The organism is Pseudomonas sp. HD6515 (assembly GCF_024971855.1).
Taxonomy (GTDB): Bacteria; Pseudomonadota; Gammaproteobacteria; order Pseudomonadales; family Pseudomonadaceae; genus Aquipseudomonas; species Aquipseudomonas alloputida.
The window spans coordinates 5,561,892-5,574,139 of record NZ_CP079827.1; the positions used below are offsets into that span (position 1 = coordinate 5,561,892).

The window sequence follows — 12,248 nt, forward strand, 5'->3', positions numbered from 1 at the left end:
TTCGCGGGCAAGCCCGCTCCTACAGGGGATTATGTAAGCCGGTGAATCAGTAGAACACCCGATACCCCACCAACCCCACCACTTCATTGAACAACTGCCCGCTCTGCCACATCGCCCGGCTCTCTGGCAGCAGACCGCCAAACGGCCGCGCATGATCGCGCCCAAGGAACCCCACCGGCGCCGGCACCACCTCAAAACCCGCCTTTTCAAAACTCCAGCGGGAACGCTGCATATGCCAGGCCTGGGTCACCAGCACCACCCGGCGAAATCCCAGAGGCTGCAGCACTTTGGCCGTGAGCTGAGCATTTTCCCAGGTCGTGCGGCTGGCCTCTTCGCGCCATTTCACCTCGACCGCGAAATCTTCATGCAAGCGTTCCGCCATCAGCCTCGCCTCGCTGGGCGGCGTGCCGTAATGCAACCCACCACTGGTCAACACTGGCAGGCCCGAGGCCTTGGCCAGCCGCGCGGCAAAGCGCATACGTTCCAGTGCCGTGGCCGTGGGCTGGTCACTGCCACCCCAGGCCGGGTCCCCGCGCTCGCGCCCGGCGCCCAGCACCACAATGGCATCCGCCCGGCTCGCCAGGCCGGCCCAGTCGCTCACGGCCAGCGGCGGCTCACTTTCCAGCACACGGGCGGTTTCCTGCACCACCAGCGGCAGGCTCATCAACCACAGGCCACCCAGCCCTACGCTAAAGCAAAGCGCCGCCAACCGTGGCCGCCGCGTACGCAGCCACCATGCCGCAAGCAGCAGCAAGAACAGCACGCCCGGCGGCATCAGCCATTGTTTGATGAAGAATCGGATCGGCATCGGCCACACCTCCTTGGCAGGCGTGCAGCCTAGAAGGATCGACGCCGGTCAACAAGTGTGTACCGGCGTCGATCTTGAGTTGTGTGATAGTGAAGAACCGGCGCGCGATAGCCTGCGCCTGGCGTCCTGAACGGCTAGCGATGTGGCAGCGTCCTGGATCTCGCCGTACTGGCGGGGCGTTTCTTGTCCTTGAGCCAGATGATCTTGGCCGATGTCGGCTCCGCTTGTGGGTAACTGCCGACAGCGGCATTGTGGCGCTCCGGGAGGGAATCCAGGTAGGCCTTGATCACTTCGAACTCTGCGTGGCTCAAGCCACGCAACTCAAGCTCAGCTGGCATCTCGTCGCGCAATCGCACCGAGGTCCTGGCCGTTTCCAGTGCCAGGCCAAGCCGGTCGATCAGGCGCTCGTAAAGCTCCGGTCTGATTGCGGGTAGCTGCGTCTCTCCCATCCGTTCACCTCATTGAAGGTAAGAATATCTCCCCCCACACCTGAGCTTAGCGTCGCTGCAAAAAGCAGCCGTGCGCCGCGACCAGCGGCCATTCGCAACGAAGGTTTCCCACGATGCGCGGCGCTGCTGTATGCTACGGCGTTCACTCTAAACGACACCGGAGTGCCGGACGCAGCGAGGTTCCGCTGCCTGGAACAAGGTCTCTTCTCTCTCAGCCAAAAGTAGCCATGCACGAACAATACACGCCCCGTGATATCGAAGCCGCCGCCCAGAAGTTCTGGGACGAGCAACAATCGTTCGCTGTTACCGAACAGCCAGGCAAAGACACCTACTATTGCCTATCGATGTTCCCGTACCCGAGCGGCAAGCTACACATGGGCCACGTGCGCAACTACACCATCGGTGACGTGATTGCCCGCTACCAGCGCATGCTGGGCAAGAACGTCCTGCAACCGATGGGCTGGGACGCTTTCGGCATGCCCGCGGAAAACGCGGCGATGAAAAACAACGTCGCCCCGGCCAAGTGGACGTACGAAAACATCGACTACATGAAGACCCAGCTCAAGAGCCTGGGCCTGGCCATCGACTGGGCACGTGAAGTCACCACCTGCAAACCCGACTACTACCGTTGGGAGCAGTGGCTGTTCACCCGCCTGTTCGAAAAAGGCATCATCTACCGCAAGAACGGTACCGTGAACTGGGACCCGGCGGACCAGACCGTACTGGCCAACGAACAAGTCATCGACGGCCGTGGCTGGCGTTCGGGCGCGCTGATCGAAAAGCGCGAAATCCCGATGTACTACTTCCGCATCACCGATTACGCCGACGAGCTGCTGGAGAGCCTCGACGAGCTGCCGGGCTGGCCTGAGCAGGTCAAGACCATGCAGCGCAACTGGATTGGCAAATCGCGCGGTATGGAAGTCCAGTTCCCGTACGACCAGGCCAGCATCGGCCACGAAGGCACCCTCAAGGTCTTCACCACCCGTCCGGACACGCTGATGGGCGCCACCTACGTCGCCGTCGCCGCCGAGCACCCGCTGGCCACCCAGGCTGCGCAGGGCAACCCGGCGCTGCAGGCGTTCATCGATGAGTGCAAGAGCGGCAGCGTTGCCGAAGCCGACATGGCCACTCAGGAGAAGAAAGGCATGGCCACTTCCCTGCTGGTCGAGCACCCGCTCACTGGCGAGAAGCTGCCAGTATGGGTCGCCAACTACGTGCTGATGCACTACGGTGATGGCGCGGTCATGGCCGTGCCGGCCCACGACGAGCGCGACTTCGAGTTCGCCCACAAGTACAACCTGCCGGTCAAGGCCGTGGTGCGCACCAGCGCTGGCGATGAAGTCGGCAGCGAGTGGCAGGCCGCCTATGGCGAGCACGGCCAGCTGATCAACTCCGCCGAGTTCGACGGCCTGGACTTTGCTGGCGCCTTCGACGCCATCGAAGCGGCCCTGATCCGCAAGGAACTGGGCAAATCGCGTACCCAGTTCCGCCTGCGCGACTGGGGTATCAGCCGCCAGCGCTACTGGGGCTGCCCGATCCCGATCATCCACTGCCCGTCCTGCGGCGACGTCCCGGTGCCGGAAGACCAGCTGCCGGTCACCCTGCCGGAGAACGTGGTGCCGGACGGCGCCGGTTCGCCACTGGCGCGCATGCCTGAATTCTACGAATGCAGCTGCCCGAAATGCGGTGCTGCGGCCAAGCGCGAAACCGACACCATGGACACCTTCGTCGAGTCGTCCTGGTACTTCGCCCGCTACGCCTCGCCAAACTACGACAAAGGCCTGGTCGACCCCAAAGCCGCCAACCACTGGCTGCCGGTAGATCAGTACATCGGTGGTATCGAACACGCGATCCTGCACCTGCTGTACGCGCGCTTCTTCCACAAGCTGATGCGTGACGAAGGCCTGGTCACCTCGAACGAGCCATTCAAGAACCTGCTGACCCAGGGCATGGTGGTCGCCGAGACCTACTACCGCGTTGCCAGCAACGGCGGCAAGGACTGGTTCAACCCGGCCGATGTCGAAATCGAGCGTGATGCCAAAGCCAAGATCATTGGTGCCCGCCTGAAGACCGACGGCCTGCCGGTGGAAATCGGTGGCACCGAGAAGATGTCGAAGTCGAAAAACAACGGCGTCGACCCGCAGTCCATGATCGAAGCCTACGGTGCCGACACCTGCCGCCTGTTCATGATGTTCGCCTCGCCGCCCGACATGAGCCTGGAATGGTCCGACTCCGGCGTCGAAGGTGCCAGCCGCTTCCTGCGCCGTGTCTGGCGTCTGGCTCAGGCTCACGTCAGCCAGGGCCTGCCAGGCAAGCTGGATGTTGCCGCCCTGGACGACGCGCAAAAGGTCATCCGCCGCGCCATTCACGCTGCCATCAAGCAAGCTAGCACCGACGTGGGCCAGTTCCACAAGTTCAATACCGCCATCGCCCAGGTGATGACCGTGATGAACGTGCTGGAAAAGGCCCCGCAAGCCACCGAACAGGATCGCGCCCTGCTGCAGGAAGGCCTGGAAGCCGTCACCCTGCTGCTGGCGCCGATCACTCCGCACATCTCTCACGCGCTGTGGCAGCACCTGGGCCACGCAGGCTCGGTGATCGATGCCGCCTGGCCAAGCGTCGACGAACAGGCGCTGGTGCAGGACTCCATTACCTTGGTGGTTCAGGTCAACGGTAAGCTGCGCGGCCAGGTCGAGATGCCTGCCGCTGCCAGCCGCGAAGAAGTCGAAGCCGCTGCCCGCAGCAACGAGAATGTCCTGCGCTTCATCGATGGCCTGACCATCCGCAAGGTCATCGTGGTACCGGGCAAGCTGGTCAACATCGTCGCCAACTGATGAAAACGCCCACCCGCATTGGCTGCGGGTGGGCGGAACAGGCCCAAAAGGGAGCAACAACATGATCAAACGCAATTTGCTGGTAATCGGCCTGGCGGTCATGCTCAGCGCCTGCGGTTTCCAGCTGCGCGGCACCGGCTCCACCGAGCTGAGCGTAAAGGAAATGGACGTCAGCGCGCGCAATGCCTATGGCCCGACCGTGGTCCAGCTGCGTGAAGTGCTGGAACGTAGCGGCGTCAACGTGCACGCCGGCGCACCGTATCGCCTGGTGCTGACCAACGAACAGGAGCGCGAGCGCTCGGCTACCTACAACAGCGGCAACCGTACCGCCGAGTACGAGCTGACCACCAAGCTGGACTACAGCATTCTGGGCCTGAACAACCTGGAGCTGATGAGCGACAAGCTGGAGGTGCGCAAGGTCTACGTGCGTGACGGCTCGAACATCACCGGCTCCGAGCAGGAAGCCAAACGCGCCCGCGAAGAAATGCGCCGCGACCTGGTCAACGCCATGGTCGTACGTTTGCAAATGCTGTCCCCATCCCAGCTGGATGAGCTGCAGCGTAAAGCCGACGAGCGCGCCAAAGCCGAAGCTGCCGCGCTGGAGGCTGCCCGCCGCCAGCAAGCCGAGACGCCTCAGCAATCGCCACTGGAAGTACCGGGCAACTAAGCCCGCGAGGGGCGCCCTCGGGCGCCCCACCTGTTCCCCATGAAACTTGCCCCCGCCCAACTCAACAAGCACCTGCAAGGCGCCTTGGCACCGGTCTACGTGGTCAGCGGCGACGACCCGCTGCTGTGCCAGGAAGCCGCCGACGCCATCCGCAATGCCGCGCGTCAGCAAGGTTTCGATGAACGCCAGGTATTCAGTGCCGACGCCAACTTCGACTGGGGCACCCTGCTCCAGGCCGGTGCAAGCCTGTCACTGTTCGCCCAGCGTCGCCTACTGGAACTGCGCCTGCCCTCGGGCAAGCCCAGTGACAAGGGTGCCGCCGCCCTGATGGAATACTGCGCCAACCCCGCCGAAGACACACTGCTGCTGATCAGCCTGCCCAAGCTCGACAGCAGTGCGCAGAAGACCAAGTGGGGCAAGGCATTGATAGAAGGCGCCCATTGCCAGTTCATCCAGATCTGGCCGGTGGATGTGCACCAGCTCCCGCAGTGGATCAACCAGCGCCTGCAACAGGCCGGCCTGTCGGCCCAGCGTGATGCCGTCGACCTGATTGCCGCGCGCGTGGAAGGCAACCTGCTGGCAGCCGCGCAGGAAATCGAAAAACTCAAGCTACTGGCCGAAGGCAGCCAGATCACCGTGGAAACCGTGCAGGCTGCCGTCGCCGACAGCGCTCGCTTCGATGTCTTCGGCCTGGTCGATGCCATTCTCAACGGCGAGGCTGCGCATGCCCTGCGCATGCTCGAAGGCTTGCGCGGTGAAGGTGTGGAGCCGCCAGTCATCCTCTGGGCCTTGGCCCGTGAGCTGCGCCAACTGGCGGGGCTAGCCCAGCAGTTCAGCCAAGGCGTGCCATTGGACAAGGCGTTCAGCCAGGCCCGCCCGCCCATCTGGGACAAACGCCGACCGCTGGTCAGCAAAGCCCTGCAGCGCCTCTCGGCGCAACGCTGGGCGCAATTGCTGCAGGATGCCCAGCGAATCGATGCGCAGATCAAAGGGCAGGCTGAAGGTTCGCCGTGGATTGGCCTGGCGCGGCTGTCGCTGTTGATGGCTGGCCAGCGCCTGGCCCTCCCTCCCGAGTAACTGCGGCCACTGGTAGGAGCGGGTTTACCCGCGAAGAGGCCGGACCTGCTAATCAATCTCCACCCACCGCTCACCGTTGCCGCCGCCACCGTATTCGCGGGTAAACCCGCTCCTACACACGCATCGGTGGTTGGACGCAGGCCGTCGTAGGAGCGGGTTTACCCGCGAAAGGGCCGGGCCTGCTAACCAATCTCCACCCGCCGTTCACCGTTGCCGCCGCCACCGTATTCGCGGGTAAACCCGCTCCTACACACGCATCGGTGGTTGCGCACAGGCCGTCGTAGGAGCGGGTTTACCCGCGAAGAGGCCGGGCCTGCTAACCAATCTCCACCCGCCGTTCACCGTTGCAGCCGCCACCGTATTCGCGGGTAAACCCGCTCCTACACAAAGGCACCAGCGCCTCGACCATATACACAATCAATTGGCCCCCACCCTTCGGGGAGCCTACAGTGCGCCCGAAACTCACCCAACCCGGGAAGCCCACCATGAGCAAAAAGCCGAAAAAGCACGGCCCTAACAAGGCCAAGTCCATCGTTGCCCAGCCACTGTTCCGCTGCCGCCAGGAACAACCGAACAAGGGCAAAGGCAGCTACCGCCGCGAAGCCTTCCAATCGAGAGATTGGGAGGCTTCCTACTTTTTGGCTGCATGAAAGCATCGCAAGCGCAGGCATGATATGGTCGTCACCTGACCTGCAACTCTGGATCTGTGCATGCTCTTCCGTCTTATCCCCCGCTGGGAAACCCGCCAGCTGATCGCGGCCTCCAGCTTCATTCTGCTCGTGGCCTGTGCGGAAAAGCCCACCGCCGCCGACGCGCTGCCGCTGGCCCCTGCCCAACCCAATCCCGTGGTGACCGTGCCCGGCGCAACGCCCGACGTCAGCACTGACATCCAGCCCCTGCAAACCTTCGCCCAATGGCAAGCAGGCTTCCGCGAGCAGGCACTGCAAGCCGGCATTTCGCCGAGCACCTTCGACCGCGCCTTCCTCGGTGTCACCCCCGACCTGGACGTGATCAAGGCAGACCGCAGCCAGCCGGAGTTCACCCGCCCGGTGTGGGAATACCTCGAAGGCGCCCTGTCGCCCCTGCGTGTGCGCAACGGCAAGAAGCTGCTGGAGCAGAACGCCGAGCTGCTGACTCGCCTTGAGCAACGCTATGGCGTGGACCGCCAGGTGCTGGTCGCGGTGTGGGGCATGGAAAGCAACTTCGGCCAGTTCCAGGGCAACAAGTCGGTGATCCGCTCGCTGGCCACTTTGGCCTATGAGGGCCGCCGACCACAGTTCGCCCAGGACCAGCTGATTGCCGCGCTGCAGATCATCCAGCACGGTGACATCCAGCCTGAAGCCATGCGTGGCTCGTGGGCCGGCGCCATGGGCCAGACCCAGTTCATCCCGACCACCTACAACACCCATGCCGTGGACTTCGACGGCGATGGCCGCCGCGACATCTGGAACAGCACACCAGACGCCCTGGCCTCAACAGCGCACTACCTGCAAAGTTCGGGCTGGAAACGCGGCCAACCGTGGGGCTTCGAGGTACAGGTGCCGGCCGGCTTCGACTTCTGGCAGGCCGATGGCGCACTGCGCAAACCGGTGAGTGAATGGCTGGCGATGGGCGTGAAACTGCCAGCGGGTACCCAGCTGCCGCCAGGTAGCAACCAGCTGTCTGCCGCCCTGCTGCTGCCGGCCGGTGCACGCGGCCCGGCGTTCCTGGTGCTGGACAACTTCCGCGCCATCCTCAAGTACAACAACTCGTCGTCCTATGCCCTGGCGGTGAGCCTGCTCGGGGATCGCTTCAGCGGCTGGGGCTTCATTGCCGGCAGCTGGCCGAAAGAGGACCTGCCGCTCAGCCGCAGCGAGCGCATGGAGTTGCAGAACTTGCTGAACAGCCGCGGGCATGATGCGGGTAATGCCGATGGCATTATCGGGGCCAATACCCGCAAGGCAATCCGCAATGCCCAGCAAGGGCTGGGATGGCCGGCGGATGGCTACCCGACCCATAAGCTGCTTGAGAGCCTGCGCCAGCAGTAAGCATTCCGGGGCCGCTGCGCGGCCCCGGTAATCTCACGCCCTGACCAGATCCTGCTCCAGCACCAGTGTTTGCTGAACACTGTCCAGCCTCACCCGAGCCCCCAGGGGCAAGCATACATTCGGGTCACAGTGCCCGCTGCGCCAACCCGCCAGCACCGGCACACCCAGCGGTGCAAACGTATCCTCCAGCAACGGCGTCAGCGCCGCGGTGGTAATCCCGGCAAAGTCGCCCACCAACACGCCTTTGATCCCCTCCAGCTTGCCTGCCAGGCGTAACTGGGTCAGCAGCCGATCCACCCGGTACAACGGCTCGTTGACGTCCTCGATGAACAGGATGCAGCCCTGGGTATCCAGCTCGGCAAGGGTCCCCATGGTCGCCCCCAGCATCGACAGGTTGCCACCCAGCAGCGGTCCGCTGGCCCCCCCCGGCAGCACGCAGTCCAATGCGAAGCCCGCCGGGTGCGCGACCTGCTCGCCTGCCCTCACATGCCCACCCAGTTGCGCCAGCAACGACGACTCGGTCGGTGGCAACTTGGCCCCCAACAGGTCGGCATTGAGCATCCCCCCATGGAAGGTCAGCAGCCCGGCATGCCGGTAGATCGCCGTATGCAGCGCGGTGATGTCGCTGTAGCCGATCAGCGGCTTGGGGTTGCGCCGGATCAGTTCAAAGTCGAGCTGGTCAAGCAGGCGCATGCTGCCGTAGCCCCCACGCATGCACAGAATGGCGTCCATGGCCGGATCGGCAAACGCTGCATGCAAGTCCTGCAGGCGCTGCTGGTCCGGCCCCGCCAGGTAGCCCTGCGCCTGCAGGGCACCCGGGTAGATACGGCACCGGTAGCCGCGGTCAACGAACCACTGGCTAACCTTCTGCGCATCAAGCCGCGCCGCGCCCGCCGGGGCGACAATGGCAAAACATGCGTTGGCCGGCAGCGCGGCTGGCAGGGTGGGTTGGAAGGTTTTGGCGCAATACATCGCGACTCCTTGCAGCGCATGGGACACAAACAAAAATGCCGATGCCGCCCTTGGGCGCGCATCGGCATCTGTGGCTCTGCTCTAGGCTAGCGCATAGCTCAGAGCTTGATCTTGGCTTCGTGGGCCTGCTGGTCGGCGTGGTACGAAGAACGCACCAGCGGGCCAGAGGCAACGTTCTTGAAGCCCATCTTGTAACCTTCCTCGGCGAACCAGGCAAAGGTGTCCGGGTGAACGAAACGCTGCACCGGCAAGTGGCTACGCGACGGCTGCAGGTACTGACCAAGGGTGAGCATGTCGATGTCATGCTCGCGCATGCGATGCATCACTTCGATCACTTCCTCGTCGGTTTCGCCCAGGCCGAGCATCAGGCCGGACTTGGTCGGTACGTGTGGCACCAGCTGCTTGAATTTCTGCAGCAAGTCCAGCGACCAGTCATAGTCCGAGCCCGGGCGCGCGGCCTTGTACAGGCGCGGTACGGTCTCGAGGTTGTGGTTGAACACATCTGGTGGCTCTTGCGCGGTGATTTCCAGGGCAACGTCCATACGGCCACGGTAGTCCGGCACCAAGGTCTCCAACTGCACGCCCGGCGACAGCGCGCGGATTTCCCGGATGCAGTCAGCAAAGTGCTGGGCACCGCCGTCACGCAGGTCGTCGCGGTCCACCGAGGTGATCACCACATACTTCAGGCGCAGGTCGGCAATGGCAACCGCCAGGTTTTTCGGCTCGTCCAGATCCAGCGGCTTCGGTCGGCCATGGCCAACGTCGCAGAACGGGCAACGACGGGTGCAGATGTCACCCATGATCATGAAGGTGGCGGTACCACCCGAGAAGCACTCGCCCAGGTTCGGGCAGGAGGCCTCTTCGCATACGCTGTGCAGTTTGTGCTTGCGCAGCAGTTGTTTGATGCGGTCTACCTCGGGCGACACCGGGATACGCACGCGAATCCAGTCGGGCTTCTTTGGCAGCTCATCGGTAGGGATGATCTTCACCGGGATGCGCGCGACTTTGTCGGCACCACGCAGCTTGACCCCAGCTTCCACCTTCTTCGGCGCTGGGCGCGGGGTGGCATCCTGGGTAGGTATCAGGTTCGGCACGGCTTCTTGCACAGTTGTCATATTCAGTCGATTCCGCCCGTGAGGGTCGTCTGCTCAGCGTAGTCGAGGTGCTTGACCAGCTGTCCGCGCAGCCTTGTCCTGACCTCGTCGAGTTCGATCGGACCTGCCAGATCGCGCAGCTGGGTCATCGCCAGCCCCGCATAGCCGCAGGGGTTGATTCGGCGGAATGGCGCAAGGTCCATGTCCACGTTCAGGGCAAGGCCGTGAAACGAACGGCCGTTGCGAATTCGCAGGCCGAGGGAGGCGATTTTCGCTCCGTCGACATAGACACCCGGGGCATCGGGCTTGGCAGACGCCTGAACAGCATAGCTGGCGAGCAGGTCGATGAGGGCCAGCTCGATACGGCTGACCAGCTCACGCACGCCAAAGCCCAGCCGGCGCACATCCAGCAGCAGGTAGGCCACCAGCTGCCCGGGGCCATGGTAAGTGACCTGGCCGCCGCGGTCGGTCTGCACCACCGGGATGTCGCCCGGCACCAGCAGGTGCTCGGCCTTGCCGGCCTGCCCCTGGGTGAAGACCGCAGGGTGCTCGACCAGCCAGATTTCATCCTGGCTGTCCGGGCTGCGCTGCTCGGTAAAACGACGCATGGCCTCCAGCACCGGTTCATAGGGCTGCAGGCCAAGCTCGCGAAAACCGAGGCAGGCGGACATCAAAGCACCATTTTCACGATGCCGGTAGCGCGCAGGGCGCTGTTGATATCGTGCAACTGGTTCTCGCTTTCGGCAACGATGTGCAATTGCACGGTGGTGTACTTGCCTTCCTTGCTCTGGCGTTCGGCCAGGGTGGAAAGGTCGACTTTGGCGTGCTTGCTGAGAATCTCGATGACCGTGTCCTTGAAACCGACAACGGTGTCACCGATGACCTTGATCGGGTAATCGTCGCAAGGGAATTCGATCTTGTGCGACTTGACGTCTGGTTCGCTCATGGCGGAAACGGCCTCGTAAGCCGTGGCAACAACAACACCCCCGCGGTAGGCGCGGGGGCATGCAGGTCACGTATCAGTTGAACAACCCGTAGAAGAATAGACGGATGCTATCCCACATACGGCGGAAGAAACCACCTTCCTCGACGCCATCAAGGGCGATCAGGTCGGCGCTGTGAACCACTTTCTCGTCCAGTTTGACTTCCACTTTGCCGATCACGTCACCTTTGGCGATCGGTGCGGTGAGCTGCGGGTTCATGGTCATCGAAGCCTGCAGGCGCTTCAATTGGCCTTTAGGCATAGTCATGGTCAGGTCGTCAGCCAGGCCAGCCTTGATCTGGCTGGTAGCGCCCTTCCAGACCGGGGCCTGGGTCAGCTCGGTGCCCTTCTGGTAGAAGGTCTGGGTTTCGAAGAAGCGGAAACCGTAGGTCAGCAGCTTCTGGGTTTCGGCAGCACGCGATTGTTCGCTGTTGGTACCGAACACCACGGCGATCAGGCGCTGGCCGTCACGAACGGCCGACGCCACCATGCAGTAGCCGGCTTCGTCGGTGTGACCGGTTTTCAGGCCATCGACGGTCTTGTCGCGCCACAGCAGCAGGTTGCGGTTAGGCTGCTTGATGTTGTTCCAGAAAAACTCTTTCTGCGAGTAGATGGCGTAGTGGGCCGGGTCGACATTGATGATCGCACGGGCCAGGGTTGCCATGTCGTGCGCCGACGAGTAGTGCTCGGGGTTCGGCAGGCCGGTCGGGTTCATGAAGTGGCTGTTGGTCATGCCCAGGTCGGCAGCCGTCTTGTTCATCATGTCGGCAAAGGCGTCTTCGCTGCCGGCGATGTGCTCGGCCAAGGCGACCGAGGCGTCGTTACCGGACTGGATGATGATGCCGTGCAGCAAGTCGCTGACCGTGACCTGGCTGCCAACCTTGATGAACATGCGCGAACCGCCGGTACGCCAGGCGTTTTCGCTGACGGTAACCGGGTCGCTTTCACCGATCTGGCCGCGGCGGATGTCCAGGGTGGCGATGTAGGCGGTCATCAGCTTGGTCAGGCTGGCTGGCGGCAGGCGCTCGTCACCGTTGTTCTCGACCAGCACGTTGCCGCTGGACGCGTCCATGAGTACGTAGGACTTGGCTGCCAGTTGGGGTGGCGCAGGCGTCATCTGCTCCGCCGCGAAGGCGGCAGGCGTGATCAGCAGCAGTACAGGCAGGCAAAGTCGTTTGGCAAGGTTGGTGATGTTCATCCGTCTCTCGAAAATCGCTAATGGTCTGAGATGTTCCCTGGGCAAGATCATGTGCCCAGCGCCAGTCAGTCTAGTTTTATGGCCGTTGGCCTGGCCCGCGAACGTGCGGCTTTATGTCGCTGCGGGCAAAAGCGGTCATT

Annotated in this window: 12 protein-coding genes; 5 read left to right on the forward strand and 7 right to left on the reverse strand. The window is 63.2% G+C overall.

Annotated elements, in window-relative coordinates:
• Window positions 1–46: 46 nt before the first annotated feature.
• Together KW568_RS25650 and KW568_RS25655 are read right to left on the reverse strand one after the other, a co-directional pair.
• The gene (locus KW568_RS25650) at window positions 47–808 is read right to left on the reverse strand and encodes a YdcF family protein (protein ID WP_004576917.1); all 762 of its coding nucleotides are present in this window, start codon (window positions 806–808) and stop codon (window positions 47–49) included.
• A 134-nt stretch (window positions 809–942) separates the two neighbouring features.
• Window positions 943–1,257, reverse strand: a complete 315-nt coding sequence (locus KW568_RS25655; protein ID WP_003249755.1) for a hypothetical protein — start codon at window positions 1,255–1,257, stop codon at window positions 943–945.
• A 227-nt stretch (window positions 1,258–1,484) separates the two neighbouring features.
• Here KW568_RS25655 and leuS point away from each other — a divergent pair, with 227 nt between their 5' ends.
• From leuS to KW568_RS25680, 5 genes are all read left to right on the forward strand, one after another.
• Entirely contained in the window at window positions 1,485–4,091 is a 2,607-nt protein-coding gene (leuS, locus tag KW568_RS25660) for a leucine--tRNA ligase (protein WP_004576918.1), read from the forward strand.
• A 61-nt stretch (window positions 4,092–4,152) separates the two neighbouring features.
• On the forward strand, window positions 4,153–4,758 hold the full coding sequence (gene lptE / locus KW568_RS25665; protein WP_004576919.1) for an LPS assembly lipoprotein LptE: 606 nt from the start codon (window positions 4,153–4,155) through the stop codon (window positions 4,756–4,758).
• A gap of 39 nt (window positions 4,759–4,797) precedes the next feature.
• A complete protein-coding gene (holA, locus tag KW568_RS25670) occupies window positions 4,798–5,835 on the forward strand; it encodes a DNA polymerase III subunit delta (RefSeq protein WP_259537164.1) in 1,038 nt (345 codons plus the stop codon).
• A 485-nt stretch (window positions 5,836–6,320) separates the two neighbouring features.
• On the forward strand, window positions 6,321–6,485 hold the full coding sequence (gene arfA, locus KW568_RS25675; RefSeq protein WP_003249747.1) for an alternative ribosome rescue factor ArfA: 165 nt from the start codon (window positions 6,321–6,323) through the stop codon (window positions 6,483–6,485).
• A 60-nt stretch (window positions 6,486–6,545) separates the two neighbouring features.
• Window positions 6,546–7,862: a lytic murein transglycosylase gene (locus KW568_RS25680; RefSeq protein WP_003249746.1), complete on the forward strand. Its 1,317-nt coding sequence runs from the start codon at window positions 6,546–6,548 to the stop codon at window positions 7,860–7,862.
• A gap of 33 nt (window positions 7,863–7,895) precedes the next feature.
• Here KW568_RS25680 and KW568_RS25685 read toward each other — a convergent pair whose 3' ends face one another.
• From KW568_RS25685 to KW568_RS25705, 5 genes are all read right to left on the reverse strand, one after another.
• Complete coding sequence (locus tag KW568_RS25685; RefSeq protein WP_004576855.1) at window positions 7,896–8,834, reverse strand: LD-carboxypeptidase; 939 nt, start codon at window positions 8,832–8,834, stop codon at window positions 7,896–7,898.
• Window positions 8,835–8,932: 98 nt separating this feature from the next.
• Window positions 8,933–9,949, reverse strand: coding sequence for a lipoyl synthase (gene lipA / locus KW568_RS25690; protein ID WP_003249742.1), 1,017 nt, complete (start codon window positions 9,947–9,949; stop codon window positions 8,933–8,935).
• Between the two features lie 2 nt (window positions 9,950–9,951).
• On the reverse strand, window positions 9,952–10,599 hold the full coding sequence (gene lipB, locus KW568_RS25695) for a lipoyl(octanoyl) transferase LipB (RefSeq protein WP_003249738.1): 648 nt from the start codon (window positions 10,597–10,599) through the stop codon (window positions 9,952–9,954).
• Entirely contained in the window at window positions 10,599–10,874 is a 276-nt protein-coding gene (locus KW568_RS25700; protein WP_003249736.1) for a DUF493 domain-containing protein, read from the reverse strand. The genes lipB and KW568_RS25700 overlap by 1 nt, the downstream gene beginning before the upstream one ends.
• Window positions 10,875–10,947: 73 nt before the next feature.
• Window positions 10,948–12,108 carry a D-alanyl-D-alanine carboxypeptidase family protein gene (locus KW568_RS25705; RefSeq protein WP_003249733.1) on the reverse strand — a complete coding sequence of 387 codons (1,161 nt, stop codon included), beginning with the start codon at window positions 12,106–12,108 and terminating at the stop codon, window positions 10,948–10,950.
• Between the last annotated feature and the right edge of the window lie 140 nt (window positions 12,109–12,248).

Excerpts from the sequence above, each read along its gene's own strand:
- KW568_RS25685 (WP_004576855.1), bottom strand. The coding sequence starts at position 8,834 with ATGTATTGCGCCAAAACCTTCCAACCCACCCTGCCAGCCGCGCTGCCG.
- KW568_RS25650 (WP_004576917.1), bottom strand. The coding sequence starts at position 808 with ATGCCGATCCGATTCTTCATCAAACAATGGCTGATGCCGCCGGGCGTG.
- KW568_RS25680 (WP_003249746.1), top strand. The coding sequence starts at position 6,546 with ATGCTCTTCCGTCTTATCCCCCGCTGGGAAACCCGCCAGCTGATCGCG.
- leuS (WP_004576918.1), top strand. The coding sequence starts at position 1,485 with ATGCACGAACAATACACGCCCCGTGATATCGAAGCCGCCGCCCAGAAG.
- lptE (WP_004576919.1), top strand. The coding sequence starts at position 4,153 with ATGATCAAACGCAATTTGCTGGTAATCGGCCTGGCGGTCATGCTCAGC.
- arfA (WP_003249747.1), top strand. The coding sequence starts at position 6,321 with ATGAGCAAAAAGCCGAAAAAGCACGGCCCTAACAAGGCCAAGTCCATC.
- KW568_RS25705 (WP_003249733.1), bottom strand. The coding sequence starts at position 12,108 with ATGAACATCACCAACCTTGCCAAACGACTTTGCCTGCCTGTACTGCTG.
- lipA (WP_003249742.1), bottom strand. The coding sequence starts at position 9,949 with ATGACAACTGTGCAAGAAGCCGTGCCGAACCTGATACCTACCCAGGAT.
- KW568_RS25655 (WP_003249755.1), bottom strand. The coding sequence starts at position 1,257 with ATGGGAGAGACGCAGCTACCCGCAATCAGACCGGAGCTTTACGAGCGC.
- KW568_RS25700 (WP_003249736.1), bottom strand. The coding sequence starts at position 10,874 with ATGAGCGAACCAGACGTCAAGTCGCACAAGATCGAATTCCCTTGCGAC.
- holA (WP_259537164.1), top strand. The coding sequence starts at position 4,798 with ATGAAACTTGCCCCCGCCCAACTCAACAAGCACCTGCAAGGCGCCTTG.
- lipB (WP_003249738.1), bottom strand. The coding sequence starts at position 10,599 with ATGTCCGCCTGCCTCGGTTTTCGCGAGCTTGGCCTGCAGCCCTATGAA.